The sequence below is a fragment of the Lentilactobacillus hilgardii genome (assembly GCF_009832765.1).
Classification (GTDB): domain Bacteria; phylum Bacillota; class Bacilli; order Lactobacillales; family Lactobacillaceae; genus Lentilactobacillus; species Lentilactobacillus hilgardii.
Map to the genome: position 1 here is coordinate 1,935,289 of NZ_CP047121.1, position 18,882 is coordinate 1,954,170.

The following is an 18,882-nucleotide window of genomic DNA, read 5'->3' on the forward strand; positions in this document are numbered from 1 at the left end:
GGAACAACTCCTTACTCTTCGTCAGTCGATCGACCAATTAAATTCAGTAACTCCTCGGCAACTTCTTGGCCATTATGAAAGGCACCACGGTCCTTAAGCTCCAAGAAGTCAGCGGAAATAACCCGACATCCCATTGCCCGCAAACCTGCAAAATCATGTTTAACAGGTTGGGAAACTTCATTCCATTTTTTGTAATCGATGTATTCAGAAGGAACTTCTTTCATATTAACTAAAACGGTGTTGATGAAATTCTTTCCGAGATGTTGATTAAGTACCCGAACATGATCGGCTTCCGTAAAATTCTCGGTTTCACCTTTTTGCGTCATAATATTGCAAATATAAACAATATCAGCAGTTGTCCTCTTTAAGGCATTTCCAACATTTTCAATCATCAAATTAGGCAAAATACTTGTAAATAGACTTCCCGGCCCTAATACAATCTGATCTGCATTCATGATTGCATCTACCACTTCATCAACCGCTTCAGGTTTGTGGGAGTCATCATTGGTTTCAACCCAAACCCGCCTAATTAATTTACCAGCCGCAGTAATCTCTGATTCACCACTCATATGACTACCATCACTAAATTCTGCATTTAATTCAAGCGGCTCATTTGCAGCAGGGAAAATATGCCCGTCAACTTTCATCATCCTGCTAAGAATCTGAACGGCATCAAAAATGCCGCCACGCTTTTCAGACAACGCAGCAATAATAAGATTTCCAATCGCATGACCGGCAAAGAACTGATCACTGCTCTTAAAACGGTATTGGAACAAATCCAATTCCAACTGCGGTAAATCAGAAAGGGCCACCATTACATTTCGAATATCTCCAGGTGGCACAACGTTAATATAATTTCTTAGGATTCCGGATGATCCACCATCATCAGCAACAGTTACAATTGCTGTGATGTCAACATGCCGGTTTTTTAAATTTTTTAAGATAACCGGAAGGCCGGTACCCCCACCGATCACGACAATTCTTGGTCGGTGCGTGTGCAATGCGTCAATCATCTTAGTTTTCCCCCTTCCCTTTATGGCGGTCAATGTCTCGATGCGTAATATTAACCGGATACTGTGGATATTGTTTTTGTAAATCTTTACTTAGTCGTTGGGCAATGGCAACTGAGCGGTGTTGACCGCCAGTACAGCCAATGGCAATTGTTAAACTCGCTTTGCCTTCTTTCTCATATCCAGGCAATGTGAAATTAAGGATATCAAGTAGTTTATCATAAAATGCCTTTGCGCCTTCAGAATGCATAACATAATCAAAGACAGACTTGTCCAGTCCGGTCTTAAACCGCATCTTAGGATCATAATATGGATTTGGCAGAAACCGAACGTCCATGACAATGTCAGCATCCAGTGGCAGCCCATACTTAAATCCAAATGACATCACTTCAACATGGAAAGTGTGGGTTGTATCAGTAGATTCAAAATTATGAAAAACCTCTTCACGCAATCGTCTAGGTGACATATTTGTGGTATCAACGACCAAATCAGCAGCCTTTTTAACATTCTCAAGTAGTTCACGCTCTTTTTGAATGCCATCAATCACCCGACCGTTTCTGGCAAGTGGATGTGCCCTTCGAGTTTCTTTATATCGTGAAACCAGCTTGGTATCCGAAGAATCAAGAAAAATAATATCGACATCGTCATTCTTTTTGAGATCATCAAACATTCCGATAATTTCATCATAAAAAACTTGTGAACGCAAATCGATTACAAGCGCGATTTTATTAATATCCCGCTCCATCCTTACTAACTCTTTAAACTTCGGCAAAAGTGTCGGTGGCATATTATCAACGCAAAAATATCCTAAATCTTCAAAGCTTTGCATTGCAACTGTTTTACCAGCACCACTCATTCCAGTAATAATGACGAATTGATTATTCATAGCCATGTTGAATGATGTCCTTTCGTATAACAAACTCATTTGAGTATAACATACCGGGCGTATCATTTTAAGCATTAAATTTTTGCATGACCATCCCAGCCTATCTAAATGCTTTGACTACAGCATTCAAACAAAAAAGGAGCTGACAAAAAGATTGTCCAGTCCCTTTTAATTTTATCATGACTATTACTGAGCAAAGACGTACGAAAAAAGGCAACTTCCAGCCGAGTAATTGGAAGTTAACCGCCTTTTATCCCACTCTCTATTCAAAATAATCACTCATATGACATCATTAATGGTTTGCTGCTTTAGCAGCCGACTTTTGTTTCGCTCGTTCCGTCAATGCCTTATCCCGTTCCAAAACAGGTTTAAGATATTGTCCGGTATAACTTTTTGTGACTTCAGCAACCTGTTCTGGTGTGCCGGTCGCCACAATTTGGCCGCCACCATCACCGCCTTCTGGACCAAGATCAATCAAATGATCGGCATTTTTGACCACATCAAGGTTATGTTCAATGATGAGTACCGTATTACCATTATCCACCAGCTTTTGCAGGACACCGAGTAATTTACGAATATCCTCACTGTGAAGACCGGTGGTCGGCTCATCTAGAATATAAAAGTTTTTCCCGCTGGCTTTTTTATATAATTCAGAAGCCAGTTTCATTCGTTGCGCTTCACCACCAGAAAGTGTCGTCGCCGGCTGTCCAAGTGATACATAACCCAAACCAACATCTTTAATTGTCTGAAGTTTACGCGTAATCTTTGGAATGGCACTAAAGAAATCGAGTGCTTCTTCAACTGTCATATCAAGAACATCGGAAATATTCTTACCCTTGTATTCTACTTCAAGTGTTTCAGCATTATATCGCTTTCCATGACAAACTTCACATGGCACATAAACGTCTGGCAAAAAGTTCATTTCAATTTTTAAGATACCATCTCCATGGCAGGTTTCACATCGACCACCCTTGACGTTAAAACTAAAACGACCCTTTTTAAAGCCACGTAGTTTCGCATCATTTGTATTGGCAAATAAATCACGAATATCATCGAAGACACCGGTATATGTTGCCGGATTACTCCTAGGTGTTCGGCCAATAGGTGTTTGATCGATATTAACGATCTTTTCAATATTCTTATAACCCGATATGGATTTATATTTTCCGGGACGCTCCGAATTATGGTTTAGCTTCTGAGCCAACGCCTTTTTGAGAATATCGTTAACCAATGTTGATTTCCCAGAACCGGAAACTCCGGTTACAACAATCAATTCACCAAGTGGAAAATCAACTGTAATATCTTTCAAATTATTTTGAGCAGCTCCGGTTACACGGACTTTTTTGCCATTGCCAGTCCGCCTTTTTTCAGGAACAGGAATAAATCGTTTTCCAGCCAAGTACTGACCGGTAATTGATTGAGGAGCAGCAGCAATTTGATCCGGTGTTCCAACAGCCATGACTTTTCCACCATCACGACCGGCACCCGGTCCAATATCAACAATGTAATCAGCTGCACGCATTGTATCTTCATCATGTTCGACAACAATCAATGTATTTCCCAAATCACGCATCTTTTTAAGTGACGCAATTAGTCGATCATTATCGCGCTGATGAAGGCCAATCGATGGTTCATCCAAAATATAGAGGACGCCGGATAGGTTGGAGCCAATCTGGGTAGCAAGCCGAATTCGCTGTGCTTCACCTCCGGAAAGAGTCCTAGCTGATCTTGACAGAGTTAAATAATCCAGACCAACATTTCTTAGAAAGGTCAGCCGATCAACAATCTCTTTGATAATCGGTTTTGCAATCATCGTATCTTGTGGGCCAAATTTTAGGTTTTCGAAAAAATTGAGTTCCGCAGATACATCCAATGCAGAAATCTCAGCAATATTTTTGCCATCAACTTTAACAGCTAGTGCCTTGCGATTTAACCGATAACCATGACAAGTCTGACAAGTCAGTTCCGTCATATAACCGCTCAAATTATTTCTGGTAAAATCACTGCTGGTATTGTGGTAACGGCGATCAACATTATTGATAACACCTTCAAAGGGACCGTCAACATCTCGAATACCACCAAAGTCACTTTCCAAAGTAAAGTGAAGTGACTTTGTTTTAGATCCATAAAGGACAAAATCGCGCTGTTTCTTTGGTAACTTGTTAAATGGTGTATCCATGTCAACACCTTCAGCCTTGCACGCTTGTGCTAACATATTCGGATACCATTTGGACCCAGTCGGACTCCAAGGGGCAAGCGCACCTTCGTTCAACGTTTTTGTCTTATCAGGGACAACCAAATCCGGATCAACCTCTAGTTTCATTCCGAGACCGTCACAATCCGGGCAAGCACCAATGGGAGAATTAAACGAAAACAAACGCGGCTCGAGTTCTCCAACAGTAAACCCACAAATTGGACAGGAATAATGCTCAGAAAAAATCATCTGATCCCGTTCGCCTAAAAAGTCTGCAATTGCATATCCACCACTTAATCTAAGGGCAGCTTCCAGAGAATCGGATAACCGATTATTAATACCATCTTTAATGACAATTCGATCGATAACAATGTTAATATCATGCTTTTTATTTTTGTCCAATTCAATGGAATCATCCACATCGAGTGTGTCTCCATCAACCTGAACCCGAACAAATCCTTCACGTTTAATTTTTTCAAATACCTTTTTATGCTGACCTTTTCGTCCGCGCACAATTGGTGAAAAAATCTGCATCTTTGTCCGTTCCGGAAGCTGCATAATTTGGGCAATCATCTGGTCAACAGACTGACTGGTGATCACTGTCCCATCATTAGGACAAATCGGTGTCCCAACTCTGGCCCAAAGGAGTCGAAAGTAATCATTGATTTCAGTGACCGTTCCGACTGTTGACCTTGGATTTTTCGAAGTTGTCTTTTGATCAATTGAAATTGCCGGGCTCAACCCCTCAATCGAATCGACATCGGGTTTATCCATCTGGCCAAGGAATTGACGGGCGTAAGAAGACAAACTTTCTACATATCGACGCTGCCCTTCCGCATATAATGTGTCAAATGCCAACGAACTTTTTCCTGACCCGGATAAGCCGGTCATCACAACCAGTTTATTCTTAGGGATCGTCACGTTAACGTTCTGTAAATTATGTGCACGCGCACCTCGAATTATAATCTTATCATTCACCAAATTTTTTCTCCTTTAGCTGATCTGCGCCTTTAATTCCATAATCGTGTCACGTAGCGTTGCCGCTTGTTCAAAATCAAGCTTTTTAGCGGCTTCACGCATTTCATCCGTCAAACGGGCCAACATATTCTTTTGATCTTTGGTACTCATTTGTTCAAAGTCACTTTCGACAAAATCATCTTTTTTACCGGCATCACTACTGGATTTAGTAATCGAGATAGCATCACGAACTGGTTTGATAATGGTTTTCGGTGTAATGCCATGCTCTTTATTATATTTAATCTGAATTGCCCGACGACGCGCAGTTTCATCAATAGCCGCCTTCATTGAGTCCGTGACAGAATCCGCATACATAATAACGGCACCATGTTCATTTCGAGAGGCTCGGCCAATCGTTTGAATCAAAGATCGTTCATTTCTCAGAAATCCTTCTTTATCCGCATCCAAAATCGCCACAAGGGAAACTTCCGGAACATCAATCCCTTCACGCAACAAATTGATACCGACTAGAACATCGAATTTGCCGAGTCTCAGGTCGCGAATAATTTGAGTTCTCTCGAGAGTTTTAATATCCGAATGAAGATATTTGACTTTAATGCCCAAATCCTTTAAATAGTCCGTTAAATCCTCAGCCATTTTTTTAGTCAAAGTGGTGACAAAAACCCGTTCATGTTTATCAACACGTTTATTAATTTCACCGACCAAATCGTCCATTTGACCCATAATCGGTCGGACATCTATTGTAGGATCAAGCAAACCGGTTGGTCGAATAATTTGTTGCACAACATCTTTGGTTTGATCCATTTCATATGGGCCAGGCGTTGCTGACATATAAATGACCTGGTGAACCCGCTTTTCAAATTCCGGCAACCTTAACGGCCGATTATCAAGTGCACTCGGTAATCGAAATCCATATTTGACCAGTTGCTCTTTTCGAGCCTTATCACCATTATACATACCCCTGATTTGAGGCATTGTTTGATGGGATTCGTCAACTACAAGCAGGTAATCATCGGGAAAAAAGTCAAGAAGTGTAAATGGTGGTTGTCCCGGCTTTCTTCGATCCATAAAACGAGAGTAGTTTTCAATACCACTGGTATATCCCATCTCACGCATCATCTCAATATCATACGTCGTCCTTTGCTTAAGCCGTTGAGCCTCTAACAATTTTCCTTCTTTTTCGAATTTAGAAACCTGACTATCCATTTCCTGCTGAATTTCAGGAAGGGCCAACTTCATAACATCATCATTTGTTAAAAAGTGGGTGGCCGGAAAAATCGCAATGTGCTCCCGATCACCAATGACTTCACCCGTCAAAGTATCGACTTCTCGAATTCGATCAATCTCATCGCCAAAAAACTCAATTCGAAAAGCATGCTCATCCCAAGAAGCCGGAAAAACCTCAACTACGTCTCCGTGAACCCTGAAACGACCACGTTGAAAATCGATATCGTTTCGATCATATTGAATATCAACCAATTGACGCAATAGATGGTCCCTTTCAATATTTTGTCCAACTCTTAGTGAAACAACGTGGTTTCGATACTCTGTTGGATCTCCTAAACCAAAGATTGACGAAACTGAGGCTACAACAATCACATCATTACGTTCCAAAAGAGAACTGGTCGCTGAATGTCGTAATTGATCAATCTCATCATTAATCGAAGAATCTTTTTCAATATACGTATCACTTGAAGGCACGTAGGCTTCTGGCTGATAATAATCATAATAGCTAACAAAATATTCTACCGCATTATGTGGAAAAAATTCTTTGAACTCACCATACAATTGTCCGGCCAATGTTTTATTATGTGATAAAACCAGTGTTGGTTTGTTAACCTGTGCGATAACATTTGAAATCGTAAACGTCTTACCGGTCCCAGTTGCCCCAAGTAAAATTTGTGCTTTTTTTCCATCATCAACGCCGTTTACTAACTTTTTTATTGCCTGTGGTTGATCACCCGTTGGTTGGTAACTAGATACTAAATCAAATTTATGGTTATTTTCTCTTTCGATCAATCAAATTTCCCCCTGACTGAACTTCGGAATACTTAAAAAGATTAAAAAAGGCACGGACAATTTCAGGTTACGCCCGCCCTTGAGATAACTGTACAAAAAACAAATACAACAGCTTGCTTTGATACTTGCTCAATCAAATCAACATTGACACTTCTTCATAAGACATTTTACCATACGAACATACTTTCGCAAACCATTATTTACCGGAATTTTCACTTTTTAGAACCCGCCTGGTTAATTTTCTCAATTTCTCTTGAGTCGTAAAGTTTTCATCCAGCATCTCCGGAATGACTTTTGAAACAACGTATTGGACACAGTGCATATCGCGATACTGCAGCATCGTTGATAAACTTTCTTTATACATTTCAGGATAAACCTCTTCAGGATTCCCCTTTTGAATTTCACCAAATGACTCATAGAGTAAATCCACTTTATCGGCAACCGCTAAAACCCTGCCTTCTAAAGTATCATCTTTACCTTCTGAAAGTCGACGACGGTATGCATCTTGGAATTCAGATGGAATTTCATTTTGAATAAAGTTTTCGGTTAGCTTATCATCCACATCTGCCAGCATTGAACGAAGCACTGGCGTTGCATACTTAACGGGTGTCTTAATATCACCAATAAAGCGTTCGGTATAATCATGATTCAATGCTTTTTCATACAATAAACGCCAATTGACCGTTTCACCTGCATTTTCTTCAACATCTCCAAGAAATTGTGCAATCTCAGCTACCTTAAAAGAGTGGGCCGCCACCGAGTGTTGTTCAAACTTAAAATATCCAGGTGCCCGATTAATCAATTCCAATTCAGCTAAACTTTCCAAATATTGATGCATCCCCATAAGTCAATTGCCTCCATCCAGTTCATTTATTTTTCTTTATACTAAAGAAGGCCGAGAAAATTATCCCGACCTCCTTTCTGTTCATATATAAATCATATCTCATTTAAACAAGAATTCAAAATGAAACGAAGTCTTAATGCGATACTTCTGTTTGTCCTTTTGAACTAAGTGCTTCTACATATTTAAAGGCTTGTTGGCCAGCAATACCGCCTTCACCAACAGCCGTTGTAATTTGGCGTAAATCCTTTTGTCGAACATCGCCAATTGCATAAATGCCCGGAACCGAAGTTGCCATCTGATTGCTTGTCTTAATCCAACCATCAGCATCCGTAATATCCAAGTTAGCAAACGGTTCAGTCATCGGCAATAAACCAACATAAATAAAGACGCCGGAAGTTTTGATTTCAGACTCTTCATTGGTTTTATTATTGACAGTTTTAACCGCGGTGACCTTTTTATCATCACCGAGAACTTCAGTCACATTAGTATTCCAAACAAAATCAATTTTATCGTTTGCAAATGCTCGATCCTGAATCACCTGTTGTGCCCGAAGTTGGTCTCGCCGATGAACAACCGTTACATGATCAACAATGCCAGCTAGATACGTTGCTTCCTCAATGGCAGAATCTCCACCACCGACGACCACAACGTTTTTATTCCTGAAAAAGGCACCGTCACACACGGCGCAGTATGATACACCTTTACCACCGTATTCATGTTCACCGGGAATGCCTAATTTCTTATACTCTGAACCGGTTGCAATAATGACAACCTTTGCTTCAATCTCTTCACTATCTGTTTTGACAATTTTGACATTGCCTTTATCCTCAATAGATTCAACTGAACCATAAACATATTCGGCACCAAAATTAACCGAACTGTCGTACATCTGTTGAGCGAGATCCGGACCCATGACTGATTTAAAGCCGGGATAGTTTTCAATTGCCGCCGTATTGTTCATTTGACCACCATAAATACCGCGGTCAATCATTGCGACTGATAAATTTGCTCGGGATGCATAAAGCGCGGCTGTCATCCCACCAGGCCCAGCACCAATCACAACGACATCATAATTTTTAGCCATTTGGATCCTCCTTGTCTTTCAATGAATTACAACTACCAATTTACTATGAAAAAGTAAGCCTGTCCAGCAGAAAGATTTTACTTTTTCTGTTTCATATCTTCTTCACTTAATTGTTTGCCAAGATCCTTCAAATAGGTACGTAATCCACTTGAAATCTCTGGATGCTGCAGACCAAAAATAATGTTAGTCTTTAGCCAACTTAACTTATTACCGGTATCGTAACGTCGACCTTTAAATTCATGTGCAAATACCCGCTGTGTCTTGTTTAGCGTATCAATCGCCGAGGTCAATTGGATTTCCCCACTGGCATCAGGTTTTGCATTTTCCAAAATACCAAAAATTTCCGGGGTTAACAGGTATCGGCCAATAATTGCCAGATCACTTGGTGCCTTTTCCGGCGATGGCTTTTCAACAAACTTTTTAACATTGAATAACCCTGGCTGCACTTCTTCGGATGGATCAATAACACCATATTTTGAAATATCTTTATGGGCTACCCGCTTAACAGCCAAAGTCGATGCACCGGTTTCCTGATAGCTATCCATGAGCTGCTTGGTTAAAGGCACCTTATCTTCCATCACATCATCGCCCAGCATTACAACAAACGGTTCATTGCTGATAAAACTTCGAGCGGTATAAATTGCATCTCCCAGCCCCCGTGGATGTGATTGGCGAATAAAATAGATGTTCATATCATTCGTTTTACGAATGCTCTCTAGCATGTCCGTCTTATGACGTTCCTCAAGATTTTGCTCAAGTTCAGGATTAGCATCGAAATGATCTTCAATTGATCGTTTACCCTTACCAATCACAATCACAATATCTCTAATACCGGATTTCTTTGCTTCTTCCACAATAAACTGAATTGTCGGCGTATCAACAATTGGCAGCATTTCCTTTGGAAGAGCCTTGGTTTCCGGTAAAAACCGAGTTCCTAATCCAGCAGCCGGAATAACAGCTTTGGTTACTTTCTTTTGCATTTATATACCTCAACCTTTCTAAAAATTAGTCTTTTTAATTATTCTATTTCTGAACGACCTTCCCGGGTCATTAATTGATTGATTGTTTCTTTAATATCAGCACCATCATATAAAACGTGGTAAATGGCACTTGTAATCGGCATTTCAACGCCGCGTTTCTTGGAAAGTTGATACGCTGCCCGCGTTGTTGCAATGCCTTCAATCACCATTCCCATGTTTTTGATAACCTGGTCCAGTGATTCACCACGTCCTAATTCATTACCAGCACGCCAATTTCGAGAATTTGTACTTGTAGCGGTTACAATAATATCACCAACGCCTGATAAACCGATAAAGGTAAGTGGATTAGCGCCAAATGATGTTCCCAGTCGAGAAATTTCCGCTAATCCTCGGGTCATCAAGGCCGCTTTTGCATTGTCTTTATATCCTAATCCATATAATGCACCGGCACCTAACGCAATGATATTCTTAAGAGCAGCTCCGATTTCGACACCAATAACATCATCACTTGTATAAACCCGGAAATAATGATTCATAAATAAATCTTGAATCTCTTTTGCTGCCTTTTGATTATCGCTGGCAACCGTGACTAGTGTAATGTCCTTAGTAACAACGTCTTCAGCCTGACTTGGACCCGATAAAACGGAAATCGATTGACGATTTTCCGGGGCAATCTCCTGTGCGAGCACCTGTGAAAGGCGCAGATATGTTTTCTCTTCAATTCCCTTTGAAGCATGAATAATATTAACCCATTGATGACGTTCCTTTAAGATTTCTGCCACTTGGTGGGCAACCGATCTGGTTACCTGAGTTGGCACAACAAACAAAATATAGTCAACGTCTTCAATCGCTTCGCCTAAATCATTGTATGCTTTGATTGAATCAGAGAAAGTAAAGTTTTTAATGTATTTGGTATTGGTATGGGATTCATTAAACTCCTTAACCTGTTCCTTATTATATGACCATAATTTTACATTTGATCCATTTTCATCAAGGATACTTGCCAAAACGCTTCCCCATGATCCAGCTCCAAGAACCGCAATTTCTTTAGTCATCATTATTCTCCTTTTTTATTGGTAAATTAAAAATCAACATTCAGCGTATTCCCTTCCAGGTACCATGGATTCACCTGATCACGACGTCGATAGATCGCTAGAATAATCGCGCCAACGAACAGGAAGATCGACAGTATTTGTGAAACCCGTAAGTTGAACAACATCAAACTGTCTGTCCGCATTCCCTCGATAAAGAACCGTCCAAATGAATACCACATCACATAACCCAAGAAAACTTCGCCCTGCTTAAATAAATAAGGGTTATGCCGTAACGTTATTAATACTAAAAATCCTAAAAAGCTCCACACCGACTCATATAAAAATGTCGGTTGTCGATATGCGCCGCTGATATACATTTGTGAAATAATGAAATGCGGCAGGTGAAGGCCTTGAAGATACGCTAAAGAGGTTATTTTCCCAAATGCCTCTTGGTTCATAAAGTTTCCCCAACGCCCAATTGACTGAGCCAAAATAACCGTTGGTGCAGCAACGTCAAGCATTAACCAAACAGGGATAAAACGTCGACGGCAGAACCAAATAACCACGATCATTGCACCAATCAAGGAACCATAAATGGCAATACCGCCATCCCAAATTTGAATGATTTCTCCGGGATTATCTTTGTAATACGACCACTGAAAGATAACGTAGTATAGCCGAGCACAGATTAAAGCAGCCGGTAATGCCCACAAAATCATATCATAGATGTCATCGGGCTTGATACCACGTTTTTTACCTTCCCTGACAGCCAAATAGACCGCTAAAATAACACCACAGGCAATAATAATGCCATACCAATGGACTTCAATCGGTCCTAAATGGAAGGCAATTGGGTTTAAAGCCAAACTTTTAAAACTAAACAATATGGGCACTCCTATTTCTTCGAATCAGGTTTTTTTGATGTTTTCCCGATTAGATCCTTATTCTTCTCTTCAACATTCTTTTCTTCGGCTTTTTCTTTTGCATCACTGGCACTATTAGCCTTAATTAAGTTATTCAAATTACGATCAAAGGTTTCAGTTGCGTCATAGCCCATCGATTGCGCACGAAAGTTCATTGCAGCTGCTTCAATAATAATGGCCAAATTACGACCGGTTTTAACCGGAATGGTAATTTTTGGCACATTCACATCAAAGATATGAACATTTTGTGTGCCATTTCCAAGTCGATCAAATTTTGCATCCTTTGTGTAATTTGCCAGATGAATAATTAAATCAACCTTGGTTTGGCTTCTGACCGCACCTGTTCCAAAAAGCGTCATAACATCGATAATCCCAATTCCCCGAATTTCAAGAAGGTGGCGTAAAATAGCCGGTGCCGTTCCTACCAGCGTTTGCTCATCCTGCTGATACACTTCTACCCTATCGTCAGCAATCAATCGATGTCCACGTTTCACAAGTTCCAGGGCCGTTTCACTTTTGCCTATACCACTATCACCGGTAATTAAAATCCCCAAGCCATAGACGTCAACCAAGACACCATGAAGGGATTTTCTTTCAGCCAATTTATCTTCCAGATAATTGGTCATATTGCTTAAAACCCGTGACGTTGTCAGTTTCGATCCCAACACCGGAATATGCTCTAATTTAGCAGCCTCAAGCAATTCTTCCGGTGGGTCAAGCTGTGTGGAAATAACGAAAGCTGGCGTTTGCGGTTGACACATTTTTTTCATAACGTCTAACAGGTTTTTGTGAGACATTCCTTTAGAATACGAAATTTCAGTTATTCCAAGTAGTTGAATTCGGTTTGCAGGATAATAGTTAAAAAAACCTGTTAATTCCAGACCAGGCCTGGATATATCACTAGTAGAAATTGACTTACTTTCCAAATATTCCTTACCATAATATACATCCAGTCGGGTATTGGCAACTAAATCCGCTACACTAACACTTTCAGTCAAGAACATCCCTCCTCAAATAATCACTATAATTTTATCACTTTTATATACGCCACGTCTTTAAGAGAATGAGGAAAACAACAAAATGTTTTAGTTAATTAGCTACGATTTATCAAAATAACTAGCGATAATAACACTCACAACTGACATTAAAATAGCAATAAACATCGCTGTCCAAAACGAGGAAAACTGAAAGCCTGCTCCAACAATCCTCGAGGTCAGTTCCAACATCAATCCATTAATCACAATGCCAAATAGCCCCAGGGTTAAAAAATTAATTGGTAAAGACAAAATAATGATGATAGGTTTAACCAACCAGTTTAATACCCCCAATACCAATGCCGCAATGACCGCAATTTCAACGCTCGAAACATATAAGCTGCTAGGAAAGAAACCGCTAATTGCCATAAACAATAAAGCGTCAATTAAGACAGTTGATAGGAATCTCACAGTTAGCCTCTTTTCTTGTCGTGATTAACATCTTCTTCCTCAACACCGTGAATCACTTTTCGCGATTTTTTAGAAGAATCCTGATTTTTGTAAGTTGATTTAAGCTGATTAAAAAATGATACGGGCGCATTTTCAGCCGGAATAATCGCAATCATAACAATATAAGCCAGAATTGCCACCAGACCAACACCTGGAGTAAACATCAAAATAATGTATAGAATACGTACCAATGTTGAATTCCAATCAAAGTAAGCGGAAATGCCACCAAGTACACCAGCTATCCAACGATCCTCAGACGATCGGTAAAGCTTCTTTTTATCACTCATCGAAAAGCCTCCACTATAAATTGACTCTTAAATTAAGCGTATCAAAAAAAACGCCGCAATCAAGTATGCCGCGTAAAAAAATATGCTTTTTTAATTTAATTCGATAATTTTTCCGGTTGCCAGGTAAATTGTCCACTCACAAATGTTGGTACTGTAATCGCTCACTCTTGAAAGATCCTTGGCAACATTAAGATAGATAATCGCAGAGTTAACAATTTCAGGATCCTTTGCCATCGCCTGATAACTTGGAGCGGCAATATCATTATAATGTTTTTCGATAACTTTATCGTATCTCTTAGCAGTTTCCTTTGCCTTATCTTGATCTGCCTCACCGTAAGAACTGATAGAGTCATCATATTGTTCACTTACATCTTTAGACATTGACGCAATAATAGATTCAACTGTTGCAATTCGCGGTTGACCTTTAATACTGAGCGTGGACCGCGCAATATTTCGTGCATGATCCCCAGCCCGCTCCAAGTCTGTCACTGCTTTTAAAATACCGACAACTTCACGCAAATCACCCGTGACCGGTTGATAAAGGGCAATCATTTCAAAAGAACGTTTTTCAATATGGATCTGCAAATGATTAATCGCGTGATCATTTGTAACCACTGTTTCAGCTTTATGGATATCATGGTCGATAAAAGCCTGCCCCGCATTAGCAACAGCCTCTCCAACCAATGCCCCAAGTTTCATAAAATCTGCCTTTAAAGTAACTATTTCTTCGTCAAAAACCTTTCCCATTAGGTCATCCCCTATCCAAATCGACCACTCACATAATCCTCTGTCTGCTTCTCATCAGGATTAACAAACATTTTCGTCGTATCATCATACTCAATGATTCGACCTTCCATAAAGAATGCTGTTTTATCAGAAATTCTGGAAGCTTGCTGAAGATTGTGAGTTACGATTATAATTGTATAGTTCTTTTTTAGTTCAAGTAGCGTATTTTCAATATTTGCGCTGGAAATTGGATCAAGTGCACTGGTCGGCTCATCCATTAAAATAACTGACGGTGAAACTGCCAAAACCCTGGCGATACAGATTCGCTGTTGCTGCCCTCCTGAAAATGAAAGTGCATTATCATACAAATGATCCTTAACCTCATCCCAAACTGCAGCCTGTTTCAAACTTCGTTCAACGATTTCATCAAGCTTTTGTTTATCTTTAACACCTGCAATTCTAAGTCCATAAGTAATATTATCATAAACTGAGAATGGAAATGGGTTTGGTTGTTGAAAAACCATTCCAATTTCTTTTCTTAAATCAACCAAATTTGTTTGCGGCGAATAAATATTCTGCTCATGAAACTTAACAGTCCCTGTAATTGTGACACCATCTATCATATCGTTCATTCGATTTAAGCATCGCAAAAAGGTTGACTTTCCACATCCAGATGGTCCAATTAGTGCAGAAATCTGGTTGGGATTAAAATCTAAATGAATATTGTGCAGTGCTTGGAAATCACCATAAAACAAATCAAGATTATTTGCTGAAATAATTGGCTCAGACATCAAATTGCCTCCTATCCAAAGTTGCCAGAAACATAATCATCGGTTAACTTAATTTTTGGTCTGGTAAAAATCTTCCTGGTCTTGTTATACTCAATTGCCTCTCCCAAATTAAAGAAGACCGTGTAATCACTTAAACGCGCAGCCTGTTGCATGTTATGGGTCACAATGATAATGGTATAGTTTGGTTTTAATTCTCGGAGTGTCTGTTCAAGTTGTGATGTCGACACCGGATCAAGTGCACTTGCCGGCTCGTCCAAAAGTAAGACATCCGGTTTAACAGCCAGTGCCCGCGCGATACATACCCGCTGCGCTTGACCACCGGATAATGATTGTGCACTTTTATGAAGACTGTCCTTAACCTGATCCCAAACCGCAGCCTGTTTCAAAGTTGTTTCAACGACCTCGTCCAATACTTTTTTGTCATGAATTCCTCGTCTTTGCAGGGCAAATGTCACATTATCATAAATTGATTTAGCAAAAGGATTAGGACGTTGAAACACCATTCCTATTCGACGCCGAACCTCGTAGACGTCAATCCCGGGTTGATTAATATTAACACCCTTATACAGGATTTGTCCCTTAACCGTTGCGACATCATCATTCATCCGGTTTAAAGAACGCAAAAAGGTAGATTTACCTGAACCTGACGGACCTATTAAAGCCGTAATGGTGTTCTTTTTAAACTGAATGTCAGCTTGATGCATCGCTAAATTCTTACCATAGTATATTTCAAGATCCTTAGTTTGCATGTCAATATCATTTTCTTCGGGATCAAAGTGATAGATAAACCGTTCATGATTGTTTGTATCAAATTGCATATTGAATTCTCCTAGTTCATCGAAGTCATTTTCTCGAATACCTTTCGGCCAATATAACGTGCTGAAAGATTAAAAATTAAAATTGCCAAAACCAAGACCGCTGCAGAACCGGATGAAACCTGGGTTAGGTCAGGCATAATCCCTTCAGAATTAATTTTCCAAATGTGTACGGCTAGTGTTTCGGCTGGACGCAAAGGACTTAACGGACTGTCAATGTTGAACGGATTCCAATCGCCAAAATTCAATGCTGGTGCACTCTGCCCAGCCGTGTAAATTAAAGCAGCGGCTTCGCCAAAAACTCGTCCAGAACAAAGGATGACCCCACTAATAATCCCCGGTAAGGCAGCAGGAACAACGATATGGATAATCGTTTCGTATTTTGATAGTCCAAGTCCCAAACCACCCTGTCTCTGATCATCAGCAACGCTTGCCAATGATTCTTCAATATTCCTGGTAAGCAAAGGTAGATTAAAAATGGTGAGTGTTAAGGCACCTGAAATAATCGAAAACCCGAAATTATAATGAACAACAAATAACAGGAACCCGAATAATCCTACAACAACAGATGGTAACGAACTTAAAATCTCAATTGATGTCCGAATCATTGATGTAAACCAATTATCTTTTGCATACTCGTTTAAATAAATTGAAGCCCCCAACGCGATCGGCAGTGAAATCAACATTGCCAAAATTAACAAGTAAAAAGAATTAAACAATTGAACACCGATGCCCCCACCGGAACTAAATGCCTTGGCCGGAGATGTTAAAAATTTCCAACTAACGTTTGGCAAACCTGTGATAAAAATGTATCCAATCAAAAATGCCAGGATCAAAACCACAAAACCTGCAATTGCTTTTAAAACAATTATTGCAATCTGACTTTGTTTCTGCACTCGATTCATTTACTAAACGCCCCTTTCCGACCAATAAAATGTACCAGTAAATTAAACAGCAACGACATCACCAGCAATACAAGAGCAAGCGACCAAAGCGCGTCATTCTGCATGGATCCCATCACCGTATTTCCCATTCCTGCGGTTAAAACAGAAGTCAACGTTGAAGCTGGTGAGATCAGGTTATGCGGCATTAACGACGCATTTCCGATAACCATTTGCACTGCCAAAGCCTCGCCGAACGCTCTGGCCATTCCAAAAACAACAGCCGTCAAAATTCCTGGTGTTGCGGCTCTTAGGACAACTTTCCAAATTGTCTGCCACTTCGTTGCTCCAAGTGCTAAAGATGCCTGACGATAGTATGTTGGTACCGATTTAAGGGAATCAACAGTCATAGACACGATGGTCGGTAAAATCATAACAAACAGGACAAACGTTCCTGAAAGGATTCCGAAACCACTCCCGCCAAACACATTTCGTACAAACGGAACGACCACGGACAAGCCGATAAATCCATAAACAACCGATGGAATACCAACCAGCAATTCAGTAACCGGCTGAAGAATTTTAGCGCCCCTCTTCGGCGAAATTTCAGTCATATAAACAGCCGTTCCAATCGCAAATGGTGTTGAAATGACAGCAGCCAAAATAGTGACTAGAAAGGAACCGAGAATCATTGGTAAAGCGCCAACTGCTGCGTGACCGTCAGGTGTTTTTGTCCCGGGATTCCATAAGGTGCCTGTAAAGAAATCCTTCATACTGATATGATCCTTTAGAAAGGTCGACATACCCTTTGTTGCAATAAACAAAATAATCCCAATGACAATCGCCATAATTAGCAAAAGTGCACAGAGACATAAAAAGCGGCCAAAGCGTTCATAACGTGCTGTTTTGGACTTTTTAAATAATTGTTTTGCCAACTTTTGATCTTGCATTATTCTACCCCCGATCCCTTTGAAATCTTACCCTGCCATGTTCGTTGATAACGCATATCCTTTACAGAAATATAGCCAAGCTTATTAAACAGTGTTTTTTGAATATGATCGTTCTGAAGGTAATGAAGGAATTTCTTAGTTAGACCGGTTGGTTGGCCATTTGTATAAATATGTTCATAAGACCAAATTTTCCAATCATTATCCATAACATTTCGCTCAGTCGGTTTAATGCCGTTAATCGTAATTGGCTGAACAGCCTTGTTTACATAGCCGAAAGACACGTAGCTAATCGCACCAGGCGTCGACGAAACGATTTGACGAACGGTGCCGGATGAATCCTGCTCTTGGGCTACCGCACTTTCACGGCCATTTAGACCGTATTCTTCAAAAGTCACCCGCGTACCGCTTCCCTGGGTTCGGTTAATAAGCGTAATTGGTAGGTTCTTCCCACCAACCTGCCGCCAATTTTTGACTTTTCCTGTAAAAATCGCAATCAACTGCTTGGATGTCAATCGATGGATACCGACTTTTTTATTAACAATTGGCGTCACACCAACCACGGCTATTTTATGATCAACTAATTTTTGGGGATTAATACCAGCTTTTTCCTGGGCAAATAAATCCGAATTACCCATTTGGACCGCGCCCGATTCAATTTGACTCAATCCCGTCCCAGAACCGCCACCTTGTACATTAATAAAAATGCCACTATGTTCGGCCGAGTATTCTTCACTGGCAGCTTCTACTAATGGCTGCAATGCTGTTGATCCAACCGCGGTAATTGATTGTTGGTTGGTTGCCTGCTTACTTCGGGTAGTGTACGATCCAATACCTGCAAGGATAACCACTGCCACCAGTAACCATTTAATCATTCTTCGTTTCTGCATCCGCATTTCCTCCTCAAATCTCCACTACTAATTGTATTAAATCAATGTAAAAATTTGATATTTGAAATGTAAAAGTTTTGTAAATAAATCACGGGGTGTCTTATCTAAA

At 40.2% G+C, this 18,882-nt stretch carries 18 protein-coding genes; all 18 read right to left on the reverse strand.

Going from position 1 to position 18,882, the window contains the following annotated elements; all coding sequences use genetic code 11:
• Positions 1-11 precede the first annotated feature (11 nt).
• Complete coding sequence (locus GQR93_RS09110) at positions 12-1,013, reverse strand: gluconeogenesis factor YvcK family protein (RefSeq protein ID WP_003554557.1); 1,002 nt, start codon at positions 1,011-1,013, stop codon at positions 12-14.
• A gap of 1 nt (position 1,014) precedes the next feature.
• The gene (gene rapZ, locus GQR93_RS09115) at positions 1,015-1,902 is read right to left on the reverse strand and encodes an RNase adapter RapZ (protein ID WP_003554559.1); all 888 of its coding nucleotides are present in this window, start codon (positions 1,900-1,902) and stop codon (positions 1,015-1,017) included.
• A 286-nt stretch (positions 1,903-2,188) separates the two neighbouring features.
• A complete protein-coding gene (gene uvrA, locus GQR93_RS09120) occupies positions 2,189-5,071 on the reverse strand; it encodes an excinuclease ABC subunit UvrA (protein ID WP_147605373.1) in 2,883 nt (960 codons plus the stop codon).
• A 12-nt stretch (positions 5,072-5,083) separates the two neighbouring features.
• Positions 5,084-7,087, reverse strand: coding sequence for an excinuclease ABC subunit UvrB (uvrB, locus tag GQR93_RS09125; protein WP_003554563.1), 2,004 nt, complete (start codon positions 7,085-7,087; stop codon positions 5,084-5,086).
• A 196-nt stretch (positions 7,088-7,283) separates the two neighbouring features.
• Entirely contained in the window at positions 7,284-7,931 is a 648-nt protein-coding gene (locus GQR93_RS09130; RefSeq protein ID WP_003554567.1) for a YfbR-like 5'-deoxynucleotidase, read from the reverse strand.
• 133 nt (positions 7,932-8,064) lie between these two features.
• The gene (gene trxB, locus GQR93_RS09135) at positions 8,065-9,015 is read right to left on the reverse strand and encodes a thioredoxin-disulfide reductase (RefSeq protein ID WP_003554569.1); all 951 of its coding nucleotides are present in this window, start codon (positions 9,013-9,015) and stop codon (positions 8,065-8,067) included.
• Between the two features lie 77 nt (positions 9,016-9,092).
• On the reverse strand, positions 9,093-9,995 hold the full coding sequence (gene galU / locus GQR93_RS09140; protein WP_003554571.1) for a UTP--glucose-1-phosphate uridylyltransferase GalU: 903 nt from the start codon (positions 9,993-9,995) through the stop codon (positions 9,093-9,095).
• 38 nt (positions 9,996-10,033) lie between these two features.
• Positions 10,034-11,050 carry an NAD(P)H-dependent glycerol-3-phosphate dehydrogenase gene (locus GQR93_RS09145; protein WP_035444806.1) on the reverse strand — a complete coding sequence of 339 codons (1,017 nt, stop codon included), beginning with the start codon at positions 11,048-11,050 and terminating at the stop codon, positions 10,034-10,036.
• Between the two features lie 26 nt (positions 11,051-11,076).
• The gene (gene lgt / locus GQR93_RS09150; RefSeq protein WP_003554574.1) at positions 11,077-11,922 is read right to left on the reverse strand and encodes a prolipoprotein diacylglyceryl transferase; all 846 of its coding nucleotides are present in this window, start codon (positions 11,920-11,922) and stop codon (positions 11,077-11,079) included.
• Between the two features lie 2 nt (positions 11,923-11,924).
• Positions 11,925-12,950 (reverse strand): HPr(Ser) kinase/phosphatase, encoded by a 1,026-nt coding sequence (hprK, locus tag GQR93_RS09155; protein ID WP_187117462.1) that lies wholly within the window; start codon positions 12,948-12,950, stop codon positions 11,925-11,927.
• A 99-nt stretch (positions 12,951-13,049) separates the two neighbouring features.
• Entirely contained in the window at positions 13,050-13,397 is a 348-nt protein-coding gene (locus GQR93_RS09160) for a phage holin family protein (protein ID WP_035444808.1), read from the reverse strand.
• Between the two features lie 2 nt (positions 13,398-13,399).
• Positions 13,400-13,723 (reverse strand): PspC domain-containing protein, encoded by a 324-nt coding sequence (locus tag GQR93_RS09165; protein WP_003554580.1) that lies wholly within the window; start codon positions 13,721-13,723, stop codon positions 13,400-13,402.
• A 90-nt stretch (positions 13,724-13,813) separates the two neighbouring features.
• Positions 13,814-14,470: a phosphate signaling complex protein PhoU gene (phoU, locus tag GQR93_RS09170; RefSeq protein WP_003554582.1), complete on the reverse strand. Its 657-nt coding sequence runs from the start codon at positions 14,468-14,470 to the stop codon at positions 13,814-13,816.
• Positions 14,471-14,481: 11 nt separating this feature from the next.
• Positions 14,482-15,240 (reverse strand): phosphate ABC transporter ATP-binding protein PstB, encoded by a 759-nt coding sequence (gene pstB, locus GQR93_RS09175; protein ID WP_003554584.1) that lies wholly within the window; start codon positions 15,238-15,240, stop codon positions 14,482-14,484.
• 11 nt (positions 15,241-15,251) lie between these two features.
• Entirely contained in the window at positions 15,252-16,058 is an 807-nt protein-coding gene (gene pstB, locus GQR93_RS09180; protein ID WP_003554586.1) for a phosphate ABC transporter ATP-binding protein PstB, read from the reverse strand.
• An 11-nt stretch (positions 16,059-16,069) separates the two neighbouring features.
• Positions 16,070-16,960, reverse strand: coding sequence for a phosphate ABC transporter permease PstA (gene pstA, locus GQR93_RS09185; protein ID WP_003554588.1), 891 nt, complete (start codon positions 16,958-16,960; stop codon positions 16,070-16,072).
• Positions 16,957-17,886: a phosphate ABC transporter permease subunit PstC gene (gene pstC, locus GQR93_RS09190; protein ID WP_003554590.1), complete on the reverse strand. Its 930-nt coding sequence runs from the start codon at positions 17,884-17,886 to the stop codon at positions 16,957-16,959. The genes pstA and pstC overlap by 4 nt, the downstream gene beginning before the upstream one ends.
• Positions 17,886-18,773 (reverse strand): phosphate ABC transporter substrate-binding protein PstS family protein, encoded by an 888-nt coding sequence (locus GQR93_RS09195; RefSeq protein ID WP_003554591.1) that lies wholly within the window; start codon positions 18,771-18,773, stop codon positions 17,886-17,888. The genes pstC and GQR93_RS09195 overlap by 1 nt, the downstream gene beginning before the upstream one ends.
• Positions 18,774-18,882: the final 109 nt, after the last annotated feature.

Excerpts from the sequence above, each read along its gene's own strand:
- pstB (WP_003554584.1), bottom strand. The coding sequence starts at position 15,240 with ATGTCTGAGCCAATTATTTCAGCAAATAATCTTGATTTGTTTTATGGT.
- GQR93_RS09130 (WP_003554567.1), bottom strand. The coding sequence starts at position 7,931 with ATGGGGATGCATCAATATTTGGAAAGTTTAGCTGAATTGGAATTGATT.
- galU (WP_003554571.1), bottom strand. The coding sequence starts at position 9,995 with ATGCAAAAGAAAGTAACCAAAGCTGTTATTCCGGCTGCTGGATTAGGA.
- GQR93_RS09145 (WP_035444806.1), bottom strand. The coding sequence starts at position 11,050 with ATGACTAAAGAAATTGCGGTTCTTGGAGCTGGATCATGGGGAAGCGTT.
- pstA (WP_003554588.1), bottom strand. The coding sequence starts at position 16,960 with ATGAATCGAGTGCAGAAACAAAGTCAGATTGCAATAATTGTTTTAAAA.
- GQR93_RS09195 (WP_003554591.1), bottom strand. The coding sequence starts at position 18,773 with ATGCAGAAACGAAGAATGATTAAATGGTTACTGGTGGCAGTGGTTATC.
- GQR93_RS09165 (WP_003554580.1), bottom strand. The coding sequence starts at position 13,723 with ATGAGTGATAAAAAGAAGCTTTACCGATCGTCTGAGGATCGTTGGATA.
- GQR93_RS09110 (WP_003554557.1), bottom strand. The coding sequence starts at position 1,013 with ATGATTGACGCATTGCACACGCACCGACCAAGAATTGTCGTGATCGGT.
- trxB (WP_003554569.1), bottom strand. The coding sequence starts at position 9,015 with ATGGCTAAAAATTATGATGTCGTTGTGATTGGTGCTGGGCCTGGTGGG.
- phoU (WP_003554582.1), bottom strand. The coding sequence starts at position 14,470 with ATGGGAAAGGTTTTTGACGAAGAAATAGTTACTTTAAAGGCAGATTTT.
- pstB (WP_003554586.1), bottom strand. The coding sequence starts at position 16,058 with ATGCAATTTGATACAAACAATCATGAACGGTTTATCTATCACTTTGAT.
- pstC (WP_003554590.1), bottom strand. The coding sequence starts at position 17,886 with ATGCAAGATCAAAAGTTGGCAAAACAATTATTTAAAAAGTCCAAAACA.
- rapZ (WP_003554559.1), bottom strand. The coding sequence starts at position 1,902 with ATGGCTATGAATAATCAATTCGTCATTATTACTGGAATGAGTGGTGCT.